18 protein-coding genes are annotated in these 17,787 nt (G+C 73.6%); 8 read left to right on the top strand and 10 right to left on the bottom strand.

Annotated elements, in window-relative coordinates; all coding sequences use genetic code 11:
* Nucleotides 1-7 precede the first annotated feature (7 nt).
* Nucleotides 8-466, bottom strand: coding sequence for a nitroreductase/quinone reductase family protein (locus tag OG444_RS05715; RefSeq protein ID WP_327261083.1), 459 nt, complete (start codon nucleotides 464-466; stop codon nucleotides 8-10).
* Between the two features lie 156 nt (nucleotides 467-622).
* Between OG444_RS05715 and OG444_RS05710 the strand changes: the two genes are divergently transcribed.
* The 3 genes from OG444_RS05710 to OG444_RS05700 all read left to right on the top strand — a co-directional run bounded on the left by OG444_RS05710 (nucleotide 623) and on the right by OG444_RS05700 (nucleotide 3,165).
* Complete coding sequence (locus OG444_RS05710) at nucleotides 623-1,321, top strand: TetR/AcrR family transcriptional regulator (RefSeq protein ID WP_327261082.1); 699 nt, start codon at nucleotides 623-625, stop codon at nucleotides 1,319-1,321.
* A 169-nt stretch (nucleotides 1,322-1,490) separates the two neighbouring features.
* Nucleotides 1,491-2,435 carry a spherulation-specific family 4 protein gene (locus OG444_RS05705; protein WP_327261081.1) on the top strand — a complete coding sequence of 315 codons (945 nt, stop codon included), beginning with the start codon at nucleotides 1,491-1,493 and terminating at the stop codon, nucleotides 2,433-2,435.
* A gap of 112 nt (nucleotides 2,436-2,547) precedes the next feature.
* Nucleotides 2,548-3,165 (top strand): hypothetical protein, encoded by a 618-nt coding sequence (locus tag OG444_RS05700; RefSeq protein ID WP_327261080.1) that lies wholly within the window; start codon nucleotides 2,548-2,550, stop codon nucleotides 3,163-3,165.
* A 58-nt stretch (nucleotides 3,166-3,223) separates the two neighbouring features.
* Here OG444_RS05700 and OG444_RS05695 read toward each other — a convergent pair whose 3' ends face one another.
* From OG444_RS05695 to OG444_RS05685, 3 genes are all read right to left on the bottom strand, one after another.
* Nucleotides 3,224-3,745, bottom strand: coding sequence for a hypothetical protein (locus OG444_RS05695; protein ID WP_327261079.1), 522 nt, complete (start codon nucleotides 3,743-3,745; stop codon nucleotides 3,224-3,226).
* A 65-nt stretch (nucleotides 3,746-3,810) separates the two neighbouring features.
* Nucleotides 3,811-4,062, bottom strand: a complete 252-nt coding sequence (locus OG444_RS05690) for a DUF6332 family protein (protein ID WP_327261078.1) — start codon at nucleotides 4,060-4,062, stop codon at nucleotides 3,811-3,813.
* Between the two features lie 116 nt (nucleotides 4,063-4,178).
* Nucleotides 4,179-4,922 carry a maleylpyruvate isomerase family mycothiol-dependent enzyme gene (locus OG444_RS05685; protein WP_327261077.1) on the bottom strand — a complete coding sequence of 248 codons (744 nt, stop codon included), beginning with the start codon at nucleotides 4,920-4,922 and terminating at the stop codon, nucleotides 4,179-4,181.
* Between the two features lie 39 nt (nucleotides 4,923-4,961).
* Here OG444_RS05685 and OG444_RS05680 point away from each other — a divergent pair, with 39 nt between their 5' ends.
* The gene (locus OG444_RS05680; protein ID WP_327261076.1) at nucleotides 4,962-5,627 is read left to right on the top strand and encodes an alpha-ketoglutarate-dependent dioxygenase AlkB family protein; all 666 of its coding nucleotides are present in this window, start codon (nucleotides 4,962-4,964) and stop codon (nucleotides 5,625-5,627) included.
* A gap of 43 nt (nucleotides 5,628-5,670) precedes the next feature.
* Nucleotides 5,671-6,942: an ROK family protein gene (locus OG444_RS05675; protein WP_327261075.1), complete on the top strand. Its 1,272-nt coding sequence runs from the start codon at nucleotides 5,671-5,673 to the stop codon at nucleotides 6,940-6,942.
* 160 nt (nucleotides 6,943-7,102) lie between these two features.
* On the opposite strand, the gene OG444_RS05670 is transcribed toward OG444_RS05675, so the two are convergent.
* Entirely contained in the window at nucleotides 7,103-7,651 is a 549-nt protein-coding gene (locus OG444_RS05670; RefSeq protein WP_327261074.1) for an ATP-binding protein, read from the bottom strand.
* Nucleotides 7,652-7,849: 198 nt separating this feature from the next.
* Between OG444_RS05670 and OG444_RS05665 the strand changes: the two genes are divergently transcribed.
* Both OG444_RS05665 and OG444_RS05660 read left to right on the top strand, forming a co-directional pair.
* A complete protein-coding gene (locus tag OG444_RS05665) occupies nucleotides 7,850-9,004 on the top strand; it encodes a PLP-dependent cysteine synthase family protein (RefSeq protein WP_327261073.1) in 1,155 nt (384 codons plus the stop codon).
* Between the two features lie 302 nt (nucleotides 9,005-9,306).
* A complete protein-coding gene (locus OG444_RS05660; protein ID WP_327261072.1) occupies nucleotides 9,307-9,882 on the top strand; it encodes a hypothetical protein in 576 nt (191 codons plus the stop codon).
* Here OG444_RS05660 and OG444_RS05655 read toward each other — a convergent pair.
* Entirely contained in the window at nucleotides 9,876-10,364 is a 489-nt protein-coding gene (locus OG444_RS05655; RefSeq protein ID WP_327261071.1) for an SRPBCC family protein, read from the bottom strand. The genes OG444_RS05660 and OG444_RS05655 overlap by 7 nt on opposite strands.
* Before the next feature lie 212 nt (nucleotides 10,365-10,576).
* Here OG444_RS05655 and OG444_RS05650 point away from each other — a divergent pair, with 212 nt between their 5' ends.
* Nucleotides 10,577-12,967 carry a hypothetical protein gene (locus OG444_RS05650; RefSeq protein WP_327261070.1) on the top strand — a complete coding sequence of 797 codons (2,391 nt, stop codon included), beginning with the start codon at nucleotides 10,577-10,579 and terminating at the stop codon, nucleotides 12,965-12,967.
* Here OG444_RS05650 and OG444_RS05645 read toward each other — a convergent pair.
* From OG444_RS05645 to OG444_RS05630, 4 genes are all read right to left on the bottom strand, one after another.
* A complete protein-coding gene (locus OG444_RS05645) occupies nucleotides 12,909-15,383 on the bottom strand; it encodes a right-handed parallel beta-helix repeat-containing protein (RefSeq protein WP_327261069.1) in 2,475 nt (824 codons plus the stop codon). The genes OG444_RS05650 and OG444_RS05645 overlap by 59 nt on opposite strands.
* Nucleotides 15,384-15,529: 146 nt before the next feature.
* Nucleotides 15,530-16,135 carry an Rv1733c family protein gene (locus tag OG444_RS05640; protein ID WP_327261068.1) on the bottom strand — a complete coding sequence of 202 codons (606 nt, stop codon included), beginning with the start codon at nucleotides 16,133-16,135 and terminating at the stop codon, nucleotides 15,530-15,532.
* A 202-nt stretch (nucleotides 16,136-16,337) separates the two neighbouring features.
* Nucleotides 16,338-17,162 (bottom strand): MOSC domain-containing protein, encoded by an 825-nt coding sequence (locus OG444_RS05635; RefSeq protein WP_327261067.1) that lies wholly within the window; start codon nucleotides 17,160-17,162, stop codon nucleotides 16,338-16,340.
* 47 nt (nucleotides 17,163-17,209) lie between these two features.
* On the bottom strand, nucleotides 17,210-17,716 hold the full coding sequence (locus OG444_RS05630; protein ID WP_327261066.1) for a DUF6643 family protein: 507 nt from the start codon (nucleotides 17,714-17,716) through the stop codon (nucleotides 17,210-17,212).
* Nucleotides 17,717-17,787: the final 71 nt, after the last annotated feature.

Raw genomic sequence — 17,787 nt, 5'->3', positions numbered from 1 at the left:
CGCGGGGTCATCCGGACACCGCGATCCGGAAGACCGGGTGGTCACCGGCCGCCGCCTCCAGCTCGGCGTCGGAGGACGTGGCGGTGACGCCCTGGAAGTACCGCTCGACCTCCCAGCCCCACTTCTCCAGGTAGGCGCGCAGGATCCGGGCCTTCTGCACCGGGTCGGTGACCTCGGTGACCGTGAACGTACGCATCTTGCGCCCCACGCGCAGCTCGCCGCCGCCCGCCACGCGCATGTTCCGCACCCACTGGGAGTGGCCGCGGACCGAGACCAGGTACTGGGAGCCCTCGTAGGTGTGCGGGTTGACCGGGATCCGCTGCATCTCGCCGGACTTGCGGCCGCGGACCGACAGCTCGGCGGTGCCCGCCAGGCTGACTCCGAGACGCGCCAGCCTGCCGAAGAGCGCGTTGAAGCGGACCGCGAGCGGACTGGCCTGGACGTAGTACGGGGTGGGCGCGTTCATGGTGACCTCCGGTCCGCGTTCTTCATTGAGAGAGCAGTGCTCTCGTTAGAAGTGAGTGTGCACGGATCGGTGCACCAAAGCAAGAGCAGTGCTCTCTAAATGGATCGGCGATCCGTTTTTTGGGCAGTGCTCCGTTCGCGTGGCAGACTGATCCGCATGAACACCGTGCGAGGGGCCAGGGAGCGGGCCCGCATCGAGGTCACCGCCGCCATCAAGGACGAGGCGCGCCGCATGCTCGCCGCCGAGGGTGCGTCCAAGCTCTCCCTGCGCGCCGTCGCCCGCGAGCTGGGCATGGTCTCCTCCGCCCTCTACCGATACTTCCCCAGTCGGGACGAACTGCTCACCGCTCTCATCATCGACGCGTACGACAGCGTCGGCGCGGCCGCCGAGGAGGCCGACGCCCGCGCCCGCGCCGCCGGGGCCCCGCCGCGCGCCCGCTGGATCGCGGTCTGCGAGGCCGTGCGCGCCTGGGCGCTGGAGCACCCGCACGAGTACGCCCTCATCTACGGTTCTCCGGTTCCCGGCTACGTCGCCCCCGTCGACACCGTGGGCCCGGCCTCCCGTGTCGGGAACGCCTTCATCGGCATCCTCCGCGCCGCCCACGCAGGTCGCGGCCTCGCCCTCCCGCCGCTGCCGCCCGCCCTGCGCCCCGAGGCCGACCGGATGACCGCCGACTTCGCCGAGGGCCTGCCCCCGGCGGTCACCACCGCCCTGGTCGCCGCCTGGGCGCAGTTGGTCGGGCTGGTCTCCTTCGAGCTGTTCGGCCAGTTCAATCGGGTCGTCGACGACCGCGCCGCCTTCTTCGCGCACGCCGCCGACCAGCTGGCGCACGGGGTCGGACTGCCCGCCGTATGACGCGCAGGTGCGGGCGCGAATCCTCGCGGAGATCAGGAAGATTCACATGATGAGGCGATGGCTCGCTCTTCTGTTCCTCATACGAATGCGGGCGGTTCAGCCTTGAACGAGTGGCCGCCCGTCTAGTGTTCCTGAGGTCGCCCCCCAGCCGCCGCCGGAGGAAACGTTCATGCCTCGCGCCGTGAAGGCCTTGTACGCCGCCCTGGTCACCGCCTTATTGGCCGCGTCGGCGCCGGCGATCATCGCCGCGGCACGCGACGCGCCCCCGGCAGCCGCCCCGGCGCCCACCCCGCCGTCGAGCCCCCGGCCGCCGGGCGTGCGGGGCCTGGAGATCGGCGTCCCCGCGTACGTCTGGGCGAACGACTCCATGCTGACCGACCTCACCGCCACCGCTCCGGCCGCCTCGGTGGTCGTACTGAACCCGGGCAACGGCGACTCCCCGTTCGACGGCCGCTGGCGGGCCCGCGCCGACGCGTTGCGCGACCGCACCACCTCCACCGGCGAGAAGACCCGGGTGCTCGGCTACGTCCACACCGACCACGGGAACCGCGACATCGCTGCCGCCAAGGCCTCCGTCGACAACTACCTCAAGACCCCCGACCGCCGCCTCCACGTCGACGGCATCTTCTTCGACGTCGTCAGCCGCGACTGCGGCCCCGCCAACGCCACCCGAGACTATTACGCGGAGCTGCGCCGCTACGTCCAGGAGGTCATGGGCGCCGTCGACCCGGCCGCCCCCGACCTCGTCGTCAACAACCCCGGCACCGCCATTGCCGACTGCTACCTGGAGCCGGAGCGTCGTACCGCGGACGTCTTCGTCACCTTCGAGGACACCTACGCCGCGTACACCGGCAGCGGCTGGCTCGGCGGCAACGTCTTCGACCACGACTCCGGCTACCGCGCCGGCACCGAACTCGACCCGAGCGGTACGGCCTTCTGGCACCTGGTCCACGACGTCCCCGACGCGGAGGCGATGCGCGCCACCCTCCGTACGGCGTTCGACCGCGGCGCGGGCTACGCGTACGCGACCGACACGGTCATGCCCAACCCCTGGAACGCGGGCCCGACATGGAAGTACCGCACTCAGACCACCTACGCGGCCACCCTCGGCTGAGGCCCCGTCCGCCCGTGCCGCTTCTGCCGCCCACCGGCCGGGCAGGCTGAGCCGGGGAGGCCGGGGAGGAAATGCCTGGTCCGGCGGCTTCAGGACCGGCATCATCACGGTCATGAGCAAGGACATCTGGGGTTTCATCGAGTGTCACCGTGACTTCCGGGACAGCGAAGCGGACTCGTTCTGGCACGCCGTCATCGATCTGGACCACCTGAACGTGCAGCGGAACTACGACGCCTTCGGCTGCCTGTTCGGCGTGTGCGACGACGAGCAGTTCGTCCCGGTGGCTCCTGTCCGCGGACTGCCCGTCGACGCGTCGAACCGGGCCCGCGAGGGACGCGAGACGATCGGTGGACGAAGCGCGAGCTGGGTCACCTGGGCCGAACTCAAGCGGGTCGACTGGGACGAGGAGTCCGCCCGCACGGACTGTCGCATCCGGGAGTACCGCCTCGATGCGGACCACGGCTGGCAGTTCCTCGAGCGGCACTACTCGCCCCCTCCCCGGTTCGTCGAGCTCTGCGGGCAGCCTCTCCGCATCGCGGGACGGCCCGCCGAGCACTTCCCCGAAGGTTCCCAGTGGGTCGACGAGGACCGGATGTTCCGTGTCGAACGGCTCAGGCGCCGCGATGCCGTGACCGACGACCAGTGGGGCCCCATCTGGAGCGTCATGCGCACCCTCGCCGGCCTCCACGGGGACGACGGCGTCAGGCTCGTCGTCTGGTTCGACGACTGACCCACCCCGCAGCCGGATCGAGGCGCCCGACGTCTCCCGGCCGCCTCGGCCTCGCGGGTCAGCGGTAGTCGTCGGGGTGGCCCTGCATCCAGGTGTTGATCGTGTCGCGCGTGCTGATCAGCAGCGCCTTGTGCTTCTCCAGGTTCGGTGTGCTCCGGTCGCCGCCGAGTTCCGCGTCGAGCTTCGCGATCCGGGCGATCGGCTCGGGGAAGTGGCCGGGGCCCTTGGGGTCGGCCTTCATCGCCCGGTCCAGCCTGTGGAGTTCGTCGACGAGCCGGCCCAGGAAGTACGCGCAGTTGCCCGGCGTGCAGGAGTCGTCGAGCGTCGCCTGGAGGCCGGCGAAGGCGTCCCGGACGAGTTCGGGCCGGGTGGGGAGAGCCGTCTGCGCAGAGGTCGGCGAGGACGCCGACGGGGCCGCGTCAGACGCGCCCGGAGCGCCCGCGTCCGCGCCCCCGTCCGGCGATGCCGTGGACGCGGACGACGTGCGTGGCGCGGCCGGCTCCGCGTCGCAGGAAACCGCGAACCCCGCCAGCGCCACCGCGAGAACCGCGGCGCCGCGCACTGTGGAACCGAACAGCATGAACTACCCCCGTGGCCGTTGTGGGTCCGACCCTACCGGTCGACTCCGGCGTGCCAACGACCAGGTCAGCCCCCGTCGTTCTCCGGGCGGCGGGCGAAGCCGAGCAGTACGTGGGTGACCCGGAGCAGGAACACCACCAACGCCAGGAGCCCGCCCGCCACGGCCAGGATCCGGCGCGTCGAGGGGGAGAGCGAGAAGGCGAACGCGGGCCCGTACACAGCGCCGAAGGCGAGGGCGGCCGCGAAGCAGGCGCTGACCAAGGCGTAGCCGATCTCGATGGTGATCGCGTCCCGGTCCGCCTGCGTACGTCGCTCCATACGTGCAGTGTCACAGCGAGTACTGCCCGTCACAAGACCCCCTCCCGCGCCGCGCCGAACGGCACCGGCCCTCTGCATCCGGCCCTTCGCATCCAGCTCTGTGCCCACCCCTGCGTTCAGATTCCGGCCGTGTCCGTCCACAGCCGGGCCAGCGTCAGGTCGCCCGCCACCCCCGGGCCCGCCAGCGGAAGCCGGTTCCACAGGGCCCCGTACAGCCAGGCCGCCTCGCCGGTCAGTTCGCAGTCGGCCGCCTCGCCGGTGTCGCCCAGCACAGTACGGGCCGGCGCCGCCGACAGGTGCACGGTCCACACCGCGCCCGTGTCGGCGGCCCGCACCCGCACCGTCTTCGGCTCGGGGGTCCGCACCCGGCTGCGCGGCCGGGCGTGGAAGCCGGTCAGCAGCTCGTCCACGCCGTCCTCCGCGAACTCCGGCTCCACCGCCGAGAACACCACGCCGAGAGCGGCCTCCGCGTCCATCCGGTGCACGGTCGTCTCATGGGCCTGCCGCCGGGCCCAGAACGCCACCGGCGAGGGCGGGGCCGTCGGGAGGAAGGTCCAGCACTGCACATCGGCCGGGGCCTCGGTCAGCGTGCGCACCAGATCCGCGTGGCCCTCCCGGAACCACGCCAGCAGCTCGCCGTCGGCCAGCTCCGGTGCGTCCGGGAAGCCCACCGGCTCCAGCCGCCGCTCCGCGACGTACGCGGTGGCCCAGCGGTGCACCGCGCCGGTGTGCCGCAGCAGGTCCGTGACGCGCCAGCCCGGACACGTGGGGACCGCGGCGTCCGTACCGGCGCGTCCGGCCACGTCGGCGAGCAGTTCTCCCTCGCGCGCGAGGACCTTCAGGTGTTCGGTGATCTCCATACCGTGAGTCTTATCAGCCCGCCCGCGACAATGGAGAGCATGGACGGGGAACTGTTCCCGCGTGAGCGGGCCGTGATCGCCCCCGGCGCCGTGCACGTGCCCGACTGGCTCGGCGCCGGACGGCAGGCCGAGTTGCTGGCGGCCTGCCGTGCGTGGGCCCGGCCGCCCGCCGGCCTGCGCACCGTACGAACCCCGGGCGGCGGGGTGATGACCGCCCGCCAGGTGTGTCTCGGGTTGCACTGGTACCCGTACCCGTACGCGTACGCTCGCACCGCGGTCGACGGGGACGGGGCGCCGGTCAAGCCCATGCCGCCGTGGCTCGCGGGCCTCGGGCGGGAGGCGGTGACCGCCGCCTACGGCAGCCGGCCGGAGCCCGGACCCGGGGCGGCCTACGACATCGCGCTGATCAACTTCTACGACGGCGACTCCCGCATGGGCATGCACCGCGACGCCGAGGAGCGGTCCACCGCGCCGGTGGTCTCGCTCAGCCTCGGCGACACCTGCGTCTTCCGCTTCGGGAACACCGTCTCGCGCGGGCGCCCGTACCAGGACGTCGAGCTGCGCAGCGGAGACCTCTTCGTCTTCGGGGAGGCGAGCCGGTCGGCCTACCACGGCGTGCCGAAGGTCCTGCCGGGCACGGGCCCGCGGGAGCTCGGGCTCACCGGACGGCTGAACATCACACTCCGGGTCGGCGGGCTGGGCTGAACGGCGGCGCCCGGCACCCTCCGATCATGCGAGGATCGATGCCATGAACGGCAACGGGGCCCCGCCGCGGGTGGGGGATGTGACCACGGTGTCCACGTCCACGCGGACCAGACTGGAACGGGGCCGCGGGGCGCTCGGGCCGGCGCTGGAGCTCGTCCACACCGGCCGCGCCCCCACTCGCGCCGTCCTGACGGCCGAGCTCGGGGTCACCCGCGCCACCGCCGGAGCGGTCGCCGCCGAGCTGGAGGCCCTCGGGCTGATCCGGGTCGACTCCCGCCCCGCAGGATCCGGCGGCGGCGGCGGAGGCACCGGCGGCGCCCAGGGCCGCCCCTCGCACCGGCTCTCGGTGGCCGAGAACGGCCCGGTGGCACTGGCCGCCCAGGTCCACTCGGACGGCTTCCGCGCGGCCCTGGTCGGCCTCGGCGGCCGCATCGTGGCCACCGCCCCCGGGAAGGTCACCGTGTCCGCCGACCCGGCGCAGGTGCTCGGCGCGGTCGTGGAGGCGGGCGCGGCGCTGCTCGCCGAGAGCGGCCGGCGCTGCGTCGGCGCGGGGCTCGCGGTGCCCTCGGCGGTCGCCGAGCCGGACGGTACGGCGCTGAACCCGCTGCACCTGGCCTGGCCCGCCGGCTCTCCCGTACGGGCCATCTTCGCGGAGTGCGTGAAGGCGGCCGGGATCGACGGCCCGGCCCTGACCGGCAACGACGTCAACCTCGCGGCCCTGGCGGAGCACCGGCACGGCGCCGGTCGCAGCGCGCAGCACCTGCTCTGCGTCGCCACCGGGCACCGCGGGGTCGGCGGTGCGCTGGTGCTGGACGGCCGCCTGCACAGCGGGAGTTCGGGCCTGGCCCTGGAGGTCGGCCACCTCACCGTGAACCCCGAGGGCCGGGCCTGCCACTGCGGCAGCCGCGGCTGCCTGGACGTGGAGGCGGACCCGCTGGCCTTCCTCACCGCGGCGGGCCGCAGCCCCGGCCCTGAGGTCTCACTCCTCCAGCAGGCCCGCGACCTGCTGCGCGACGAGCCCGCGGAACCGGCGGTACGGGCGGCCACAGAGGAGCTGATCGACCGGCTCGGCCTCGGCCTCGCGGGCCTGGTGAACATCCTCAACCCGGACCGGATCATCCTGGGCGGGCTGCACCGGGAGCTGCTGTACGCCGACCCGGAGCGGCTGCGCGCGGTGGTCGCGGACCGCAGCCTGTGGGGGCGCAGCGGCGGGGTGCCGATCCTGCCGTGCACCCTGGACCACAACAGCCTGGTCGGCGCGGCGGAACTGGCGTGGCAGCCGGTGCTCGACGACCCACTGGGAGCCCTGGCCTAGGTCCTGTCGTCGAAGGAGCGCCGGTTGCGCCGCGGGCCAGGCGGGACTTCGACGACAGGGCCCAGGCTCCGGGCTGCCCCGTGTCCAGCCCACCGGTCCGGCTCGCGGGGCCCGGGCCGACGGCCTCGCATCGGCCCGGGCCCCGTGTGCCGGCGGTCGGTCACCCGGGCCGGGCGCCGACCGGCGATGCCACCGGCAGGCCTTTCGCGACGGCCCCCGGATCAACGGCCAGGAGCACCGCACGCGCGGGTTCTCGTACGGGCGTGGCCCTGATCGGGACCGGCCGGGCGGGCGCCGCCCGGTGCGGGGCCGCCGTCAGCGAGAACCAGACCGCCTTGCCCGGTCCGTCCGGCCGCTGCCGTGCCCCCCAGGCCTCGCTGAGCGCCGCCACCAGGGCGAGACCGCGACCGCAGGTGTCCAGCGCCTCCGCCCGCGTCTCGCGGAGGACCGGCAGCCGCGGATCGCTGTCGATGACCGAGACCGTGAGCCGCCCGAGCCGGAGTTCGATCTCCACGATGCAGGTCTTGTCCGGCTGCGCGTGGCGGTGGACGTTGCTGAGGAGTTCCGTCACGCCGAGCGCAGCCCGGTCTATGAGCGGGTCGAGCTCCCAGTGGCGCAGTTGTGCAGAAACGATTCTGCGGATTTGGCCGATCCGCGACGGCAAGGCCTGCAGTTCGACGACGCAGTGCCTGCGGGAATGAGTGATCACGGCTGCGACTCCCCGACATGAGTGTTACGGGTGCTGCACCCTCGGTAATGCTCCACCAGGGTCACCCACGGTGCCGCACAGTGCAACCGAACGCGATCGAAAGGGATGTGCATGGATACCCAAAGCGAACGTTTGTGCAGGTGAGAGAGGTACATTGCGAAGAAGGGGGCGAAGTTCACCCACGAAGGAGCGCGGCACATGAGCACGACCGGCACCACCAGAACCACCGGTACCACCGGTACGACTGCCACGACCATCGATGTCGATCGCAGCGACGCGGACTACCGGGCCTGGCTGAAGGAGGCCGTCCGCAAGGTCCAGGCCGACGCCAACCGCTCCGCCGACACCCACCTGCTGCGCTTCCCGCTCCCCGAGGCGTGGGGCATCGACCTCTACCTCAAGGACGAGTCCACGCACCCGACGGGCTCCCTCAAGCACCGCCTCGCGCGCTCGCTCTTCCTGTACGCGCTCTGCAACGGCTGGATCCGCCCCGGCCGCCCGGTGATCGAGGCCTCGTCCGGCTCCACCGCGGTGTCCGAGGCGTACTTCGCCAAGCTGATCGGCGTCCCCTTCATCGCCGTCATGCCGCGCACGACCAGCCCGGAGAAGTGCCGCCTCATCGAATTCCACGGCGGCGAATGCCACTTCGTGGACGACTCGATGAAGATGTACGAGGAGTCCGCCGAGCTCGCCGCCCGGACGGGCGGGCACTACATGGACCAGTTCACGTACGCGGAGCGCGCCACCGACTGGCGCGGCAACAACAACATCGCCGAGTCGATGTACCAGCAACTGCGCCTGGAGCGTTACCCCGAGCCCGCCTGGATCGTGGCGACCGCCGGCACCGGCGGCACCTCGGCGACCATCGCGCGCTACGTGCACTACATGCAGCACGACACCCGCATCTGCGTCCCGGACCCGGAGAACTCCTGTTTCTTCGACGGCTGGACCAACGACGACCCGGACGCGAGCAGCGACTGCGGCTCGCGCATCGAGGGCATCGGCCGCCCGCGGATGGAGCCGAGCTTCGTGCCCGGTGCCATCGACCGGATGATGAAGGTCCCGGACGCGGCGAGCATCGCCGCCTGCCGCGCACTGGAGACGGCCATAGGGCGCAAGGCGGGCGGCTCGACCGGCACCGGCGTGTGGAGCGCTCTGAAGATCATCTCGGAGATGGTGGCGGAGGGCCGCACGGGCAGTGTCGTCACCCTGCTCTGCGACCCGGGCGACCGCTACCTGGACAAGTACTACTCGGACGAGTGGCTGGCGGCGCAGCGGCTCGACATCGCCCCGTACGCGAAGACCCTCGACACCATGCTGACGACCGGGGTCTGGCGCGAGCCCACCGCCTGACGCCGCAGCCGTGCGGCGGGCTCGAACACGACGGCGTCGGCGTGGCGCCGCTGTGACCGGCCCGTGACGAAAGCGCCCTGGTGGCAAGGGGGTTGGCTGGCTACGCTCGGCGGATTCGGATTCGGATTCGGATTCGGATTCGGATCACGGGCGGCCGGGGGGAAGCCATGGCGGGCATCGAGTACAACAGACCCGAGCTGGAAGCGCGCACACGGGCCCGGACCGGTGAGGGGGACCGGCCCCGGGGCGAGTCCCGGACGGAGCCTCGGGCCGAGTCCCGTGCCGAGTCCCCGGGATCCCGGTTGGAGTGTCCGAGCTGCCACCGCTCCGACGAGGTCCGCGCCGTCCCCGCCGTCTGCCTCGGCGGGCAGCGCCGGTTCCAGGAGGAGACCGGCGAGGGCGACCGGCGCATCGACGTCCGCGAGGTCGTCCCGCGACTGGCCGACGCACTGGCCCTGACCCCGCCGCCGCCCGTGACCGCGGGGCGGACCGCGCTGGGAGTGCCGCTCATCCTGGTGTCGATCGGCACGTTCATCGGCGGTGCGCTGGGCGGGAAGTGGTTCGCGGACGCGCCCGGTGCCGAGCTCCTGTTCCTGGGCTGGATCTCCGCGTTCGCGCTGCTGGGGGCGGCCTTGCTGATCGGCACGTCCACGCGGACCCAGCGGGCCTTCCGGGCGCGGATCGCGGCCGGCCGGGCCGCCGCCGAGGACGTCTGGTCCCGGGGCTGGTGCTGCGCCCGCTGCGCGGTGGTGCACTTCGGCGCCGGGCCGGCCCTGACGCTGCAGGAGTTCCGCAGGGCCGTCTGGGGTGCGGGGGGCTACGGGGAACTGGCCGAGGTGCACCGCGTGTACGGCACGACGGCCGCCCCCGGCTACTGATCCGCCGCACGCCGGGCGGTGAGCCGCCGGTCCAGGGTGCGGACGGCCGTACGGAAGGAGTGGCCCAGCCCCGGGCGGGCGGCGGCCAGGCCGAGCCGGAACGGGGTCGGGCCGTCCGCGGCGAAGGTCCAGCGGACGTGCGTGCCGGCCCCGGCCGGTGTCAGGCGCCACTCCTCCAACAGGGCGCTCACACCGGGGGCGTTGGTGGTGTCGACCCGGTAGGCGTAACGCTGCTCGGGATCCGCGGCCATGATGGTCTCCTGGAAGCGCACCCCGCCCATCAGCTTGATCTCGCGGCCCGCGCCCCCGTGCGTGGGGCGGGCCAGGACCACCGCCCTGAACCAGCCGGGCCAGCCCTCGACCTCCTCGGCGAGCGCCCGGTACACGTCCTCGGGCGGGGCCGCGGTGTCGGCGGCGAAGACCAGCCGAACCGGTGCGTCGTCGATGAAGTCCAGCCCCACCGGGCGGAGTCGGCGAGCCATGGCGGTACCCCCTGGGTGAGGATCTGATCGAGCGTGCGCGCCACCATAGCCCCGCGCCCCCGAGAAGTCCGTAGTGATCTCCCTCCGATCTCCTCCGATCTCCCCTCGATCTCTCCCCGATCTCCGTCGATTCCCGCGCGGGGCCTGGGCTGAGGCCCCGTCACGCGGGATGCTGGAACCACCCGTTCCCGCGCCCGCGAGCGGAGGCCGATGTGCCCGACCGCCCCCCGTCCGACACCCCCCTCGCCCTCGAACTCCTGGTCCACGGAGTCGCCGGAGCCGCCCCCGGCGAGCTGCTCGGCGACCCGCGCACCGTCCGTGTCACCGGCGACTCCACCGCGGCCGTCTTCCGCCGCACCGAGGACGCCGACGCCGAAGCCCACCCCGAGCGGTATGCAGGGCGGCCCGTCCCCGAGGCCTACTGCTGGTCCCGGCTCACCTCCGGCAACGGCGCCCGCGCCCTGTGGCTGCTGCTCCTGCCCTTCATGGTGGCCAACCTCGCCCACTGGGCCCGGCCGGCCACATCCGCCGCCGACCCCGCGCCGCGCTCTGTGCGCGCGTACGGGGTCCTCGTACGGGTCCTCGCGCTCAGCCTGACCGTGCTGCTGATCGCCGCCGCCTGCGAGGTCGCGCTCGACCTCCTCGCCTGGCAGTGCGCGGGCTCCGGCACCTGCACCGGCTCCCGCTCCTGGCTCGGGTTCCTCGCGCCCGGAGGCGGCTGGTGGGCGCAGCCCGGGCGACGCCTCGCCCTGGGGGCTCTGGTCCCGGCCGCGTTGACCGGGCTGCTCTGGTACCTGTCGAACCGCACGTGGAGCGCCTACGAGTCCCAGCCCCCGCCCACCGGAGCCGCCGATCCGGACACCGCCTCGGACACGGCGCCCGCGCTCGGCCGCCCCGGATTCTGGTACGGCCGCCGGCTCGTGGCCCGGCTCCGCGCCGCGCACACCGCCGCCGGGCTGCTCACCGTGGCGGTGGCCGTCTCCGTACCGACGGCCCGCCACGACCGCCGGGCCGGCGCGCCCGTCCTCGAAGCCCTCGGGACGGCCACGCAGGTCCTCCTCGCCGCCGGGGCCGTCACCGTGGCCTGGGTCGTCTGCCGGCGCGGCCGCACCGAGGCCCGCCCCGACCACCGGCTCGACCGGGCCGCGGTGAACTGGCTGCCCGGCTCCGCACTCGCCCTGTTCGCCGCCGTTCTGCTGCACGCCTGCTGGTCGCGCCCCGGCTGGACCTCCACCGGACGGCTGCCCGGAGACCTGGCCTTCGGCGTGCTCATGCTGGGCCAGGGGCTCTGCGTGCTCGCGCTCGCCGCCGTCGCCCGGTACCTGCACCGCCGGGCCCCCGACCCGGCGGCCGCCCTGCACGGCCTCGGCGGGCCCGCCGTCGCCATGCTCGGCTGCGCGCTCGGCGGGGTGATGTCCGGCGGGGTCGCCCAGCGCGTCGCCGACTGGCTGGACGGGGGAGCCACCCCCGGGATGCCCGGTGCCCCGCTGCCCGGGCCGCCCGTCCTGCTGTCCTGGCAGGCCGCCGTGCTGCCCCCGCTGCTCCTCGTACTGGCGCTGCTCGCCGGCTGGTTCGCGGTGCGCGGAGCCCGGGCGCGGGGCCGGCTCGCCGCCGCCGTGGCCGCCGAATACCCGGGCGAGCCTCCGGACCGGGCCCGCAGCCGCCGGATCGCCGGGGCGCGGACCGCGGCCGCGCTCACCGACTCCGCGCCCTGGTTCGTGGCGGCCGTCTCCGGGATCACCCTGCTCCTCGGCGCGGGCGCGCTCGCCGGAGCCTGGCTCAGCGGAAAGGTCCCGGGCGAGGCCGCCCGCGGGACCGCCCCGCCGCTGGAAGCCGCCGCCCGCGCCGCGCAGGACACCGGCTCCTGGCTCATCGGTCTCGGCATCGCCGCCTTCATCACCTGGGGCCGCCGGGCCTACCGGGACCCCGCCGCCCGCCGGACCATAGGGATCCTCTGGGACGTCGGCACCTTCTGGCCGCGCGCCGCCCACCCCTTCGCGCCGCCCTGCTACGCCGAGCGGGCCGTCCCCGACCTCACCTGGCGGATGGCCGGCTGGACCGCCCGCACCGGCGGCCGCCTCGTCATCTCCGGCCACTCGCAGGGCAGCGTGCTCGCCGCGGCGGCCGTCTGGCAACTGCCGCCGCCCGCCCGCCGCCGGGTCGCCCTGCTCACCTACGGATCCCCGCTCGGCCGCCTCTACGGCCGCTGGTTCCCCGCCTACTTCGGCTCCGGGCCGCTGACCGCCCTGCACCGGGAGGTCGACTGCTGGCGCAACCTCTGGCGGGCCACCGACCCCATCGGAGGCCCGGTCCTGCCCGCCGCCGGGAAGGCCGTGGACCGCGGGCCGCTCGCCGACCCGATCGCCTATGGGCGCAGCGCCCGCCACCCGCTGCCCGCCCCGATCCTGGGGCACGGCGACTACCAGGCCGATCCGGCCTTCGCCGCCGAACGCGACGCCCTGCTCGCCCGGCTGGACGCGGACGCACGGGCCCGTGGGCCCCGCCCGGCGGTGGCCGGGGGAGTGCCGGGTCAGCGACCCGTCGTCAGCACGGGGCAGGCAGAGCCGGCAGCACCGGCAGATCCGCCGGGAACAGCAGGGTGAGCTCGTCCGTGCTGGGCTCCGAGAGCTGGGCCACCCGCCCCGCGTGCCGTTCCACCATCGACTCGAAGGTCTGGCGGGCGGTGCGGCCATTGCCGAAGGCAGGGCCCTTGGGCAGCTCCGTGAAGTACGTCAGCAACGCCTGCGACGTACCCTCCCCGAGCCGGTACTCGTGCTCCTCCGCCTGCTGCTCCACGATCCGCAGCAGTTCCCCGGGCCCGTAGTCGCCGAAGGTGATGGTCCGGGAGAAGCGCGAGGCCACTCCCGGATTCACCGTCAGGAAGCGCTCCATCTCCGCCGTGTACCCGGCGACGATGACGACCACCGCGTCCCGGTGGTCCTCCATCAGCTTCACCAGCGTGTCGATCGCCTCGCGCCCGAAGTCCCGGCCCGAGTCCTCCGGCGCCAGCGCGTACGCCTCGTCGATGAACAGCACCCCGCCGCGGGCCCGGTCGAAGGCCTCCTGCGTGCGGATCGCGGTGGAGCCGATGTGCTCGCCGACCAGGTCCACCCGTGACACCTCCACCAGGTGCCCGCGCTCCAGCACCCCGAGCGAGGCGAGGATCTCTCCGTACAGCCGGGCCACGGTGGTCTTGCCCGTGCCGGGGGAGCCGGTGAAGACCAGGTGCCGGCGTACCGAGGCCGCCTTGAGACCCGCCTGCTGCCGCCGCCGGCCCACCTCGATCATGTCGGTGAGGGCCCGGACCTCGCGCTTGACGCTGTCCAGGCCGACCAGTGCGTCGAGCTGCCCCAGCATCTCGCCGGAATCCCGCGCGGCGGCGGCCCGGTCGGTGTCCGTCTCGTCCGCGGGGTGCGGTACGGACGGTGGTGCGGGTGCCTGCGCCGCCCGCACCGCGGGGCTCTGCGCCCCAGTGACCGTACGGATGCCCGCCTGCGCGCCGACGGCCGCGGCGCCGCCCGGGGCGGCGGACCGGTCCGTGCGCCGTGCGGCGGACTCGTCGCTGCTGCACTCCTGCGCGGTCGGCCCGTCCTCCGGGAACTCGTAACCCCCACGGGCGCAGCGCTCGGTGTGGCAACGCGTCAGCGTGGTGCGGCAGCCGTCCATGACGTGGAAGCCGAAGCCGGCACTGCCCGTCACCCCGCAGGCGGTGAAGGTGCCGCGGCCGCCCGCCGACACGTAGAAACCCGCCTCGGCCGGGGAGGTGACCGTGCACCGCTCCAGTGTGGGGTCGGCGCCCTTGGTGACGATCACACCGGTCTGCACGGCATCGATGGTGCAGCCGGCGAGCGTGCCGCCACTGCCGTGGTCGCGGAACCAGGCCCCGGTGGCCGCCTCGCGGATCCGGCAGTCGTCGAGCTGCGCGGTGGCTCCGTCGCTCACCGAGACGGCGGTGTTGCGCACCTGGGACAGATCGCTGTCGACCACGTCGACGCGCGACCCGCGGTCCAGTACGAACAGGGCGTCCGGTACGTCGTGCACCCGGCAGGAGTCGAGGGAGACGGTGGCCCCGTCACTGATCCACACCGCCGGATAGTCACCCGTACTGTCGTGGATCTCGCAGGACTCGGCGTCCACCCGCGTCCCCGGGTCCCACACCGACAGGCCGTTGCGGCCGAAGCGGCGCACCGTGGTGCGGCTGAGGGTGAGCACCGAACGGGACCGCAGATCGACCGCGTTCTCCGGGATGTCGTGGATGTCGCAGCCGGCCAGGGTGAGGACCGCGTCGGTGTCGAGCGTGACCCCGTCGGCCGAGGTGCGGTGCACCGAGCAGTCGGTGAGCCGGGCCGTGGCGCGCGCGGCGATCTGCACTCCGGCACCCTTGACCTCGTACACCTCGCAGCCCAGCGCCTCCAGCCCGGAACCCTCCCCGGTGACCCCGATGCCCGCGCCCGTTGCGTGATGGATCCGGCAGCGCTCCAGCCGGGGCCGGCCACCGCCGCGCACCGAGACGCCGTTCTGCCCGGCGGCCACGACCTCGCACTCCTCGAACACCCCGCCGCCGCCGTCCAGTACGGCGATGCCGACGCCGGCCGGATTCTCCACCGTGCACCGCCGCACCAGGGGACGGGCCCCGGCGCCGCGCACCTCGATCCCGGCGGCGGAGTGGGTACTGACCCGAAGGTCCGTGAGCTCGGGGGAGCCGTCCTCCACCAGCAGCGCGGGCGCCGCCCGGTCCTGGCCCTCCAGGTACAGGTCCTGGATCACGGCCGAGGCGCGCACGGTCAGCGCCACCCCGTCGAGCGGGGCGATGCGCACCGACCCCGCCGCTCCCTCGGGGCCGCGCAGGGTGACGGCATGGTGCAGCACCAGGTTCTCGCGGTAGGTGCCGGGGGCGATGGACAGCACGTCACCGTCGCCCGCGACGGCGAGCGCGGCGGTCAGCGTCGGATACTCACCGGAGCGGCGCCGCCACCGCGAAGATCCGCCGTGCGTCACCTGGACCGTGCCCTGAACCATGGTGCTGTCGTGCCCCCACCCTCGTACTCGCGCTGCCGATACGACCGCAGCCACTGAAGTCTGAAGTCACCGTAGTCCCCGAAGTCACTGGAGCGACCGATCCGGCCGCTCCACCGTAGCGCGCGCGGAGCCGATGAGCTGCCAGGTCAGCTGCCCGCCCCCGCTCGTCCCCAGTCCGGTCCGGCGGCCGCCCAGGCCCGGTCCAGCCGTATGTACCGCCGATGCATGAGCCGCCGTACGACCAGCCGCCGGACCGTCTCCACCAGCGTGGCCACGCAGACCGCGGCGGCCAGTCCCGCCATCCCGGCGTGGAACACCGCCGCGGACGGGTCGAGCGGCTGACCCACCAGCCGGCCGTGCGCATCGGTCCAGACCCGGAACCGGTCGCCGGCGCGCGGCGGTTCCTCCGCGGCCGGCACCGTGCCCTGATGGCTGCTGCCGTCCGGCGCGGTCCACGCGGCCACGATCTCCGTTCGGTGCGGGGCCGTCCGCTGCGCCGAAGCGTCGGCGGACGCGTCCGGCTCCGGGGCCGGACGGACCACCACCGCGGGAACGAGGTGACGCTCCTGCCGCTGCTCGTGAGCGGCCTGCTGCAGCGTACCGTCCACCTGCAGGCCCGCGACCCAGCCGATGGCCGGAGCCACCACCAGAACGCACACCAGCGCGGCGAACGCCACCCACGCCTCGAAGAGATCGGTCGGCCGGCGCAGCGGATTGCTCCGCCAACGCCACACACCCATTGCTGTCCGCACGGTCCGGCTCCCCCAACTTGTGCCAGTCTCCGCATGCCTGCGCCTCTGTACTGACTGATCCAACGGCCTGGTCGTGCCTGTTGGTTCCAGCCGGGGCTACGAGCCCCTCGAAGGTGTCAATCCGGTCGGCCGGTCGCCGGTCCGCGACCACCCGCCCGCACGTCCGGCCCGCTCCGCAGGCCGCAGGACGACACCGGACGCGTCATGCGAGGACGCGCACTTCGTCGCCGACGCGCACCGTCCCCAGCCGCACCGGCACCAGGAGCCGCCCGAACGCGAGCGACCGGCCGATCCGCCGGTGCCGGGCGAGGGTCTTGAGCGGTTCCTTGCCGCGCTCCGCCGTCCCCTGGTCGGTGGTGGTGATGACGCACCGGCCGCATTCCCGCACACCGCGGAAGACGGCGTCGCCGATCGCGATGCGGAGCCAGCCGTCCTCCGCCCACGCCTCGCCCCCGGAAACCACCACATTGGGGCGGAAACGGTTCATCGGCAGTGGACCCTCCTCGGGATGGTCCCCCTGCGCGATCAGCGAGTTGAGCGCGTCCAGCGAGGCGAGCGTGGCGATCAGCAGCGGATAGCCGTCGGCCAGGCTCACCATCTCGCCCGGCAGGGCGTAATCCGGATCCACGGCACGGCGTACGGCCGGATCATCCATGTGCACCAGCCGTACCGGCACCCCGAGGTACGCGCTGAACCAGTCGGCCGCGGCTGTCGCCGCGACCACGGTCTCGACCTTCTTCCCGAACAGTACGACCGGCTCCAGCGGACCCGGCTCGGGCACCTCCACGAACAGCTCCGCCATGCCCGGCGCCGTCACGGCGATCGCGCCGCCGCCCTCCGGACGGGCCGTGGCCAGGGCGAGGCGCGGATGGCGGCGTTGGGTGACGACCGTGCCCTCGGCATCGATCAGCGCCCATCGCCGGTCCCCGGACAGACCCCAGGGCTCCACGGCCACCTCGTCGGGAGCGGTCCCCGCTACGGATTTGACGGGATGGACGTGGAGCGCCTGCACGTGCAAGTTCGACATGGGGGCATCCTGCCAGCCCCTCCGCCGCCCCGCGTATCAGAGCCCCGTCAGTAGCCGCGTCCCTGGTAGGGGCGGCCGTACGGGTCCTCGTACGAAGCGGCCGGTACCGGTGCGGGCACCTGCATCGGACGCGGCGCGGCCGGGCGCATGGCCTCGTAGCCGCTGGTCATGGCAGCCGGACGGGGCTGCTGAGGCTGGGGCTGCGGAACGTACCCGCCGCGGGCGGCCATCGGCTGCTGCTGCGGGATGTACGGCGCCGGCGCCTGCTGCAGCGGCATCGGTTGCGGGGCCGACTGCTGCTGGTACGGGTATCCGTACCCCGAGCTCTGCTGCTGCGGCTGGGCCGGGGGCAGCGCGGGCATCGACGAGGCGAGAGCCGGGAGGTATCCGCCGCTCGAGTATCCGGCACTCGGGGACTCGTAGGCGGCCGGGACGCGGATCGGGGCGATCTGCGGGGTGCCGCGTTCGGCGACGAGGGAGTCGTAGATGGGGGTGTCCGGGAAGGAGGGCGCGGAGTAGTAACCGCCGCCATAAGTGGAGCGGGGGGAGGTCATGGGACCTAAGTTAAGCCCACGACTTCACCGGGTCCATAGCGAGGTGTCGTCAACACCGCCCTGACCTGCAT

Source organism: Streptomyces sp. NBC_01232, assembly GCF_035989885.1.
In the GTDB taxonomy this organism is placed as follows: domain Bacteria; phylum Actinomycetota; class Actinomycetes; order Streptomycetales; family Streptomycetaceae; genus Streptomyces.
This window is presented reverse-complemented; position numbering and strand designations above follow the sequence as displayed.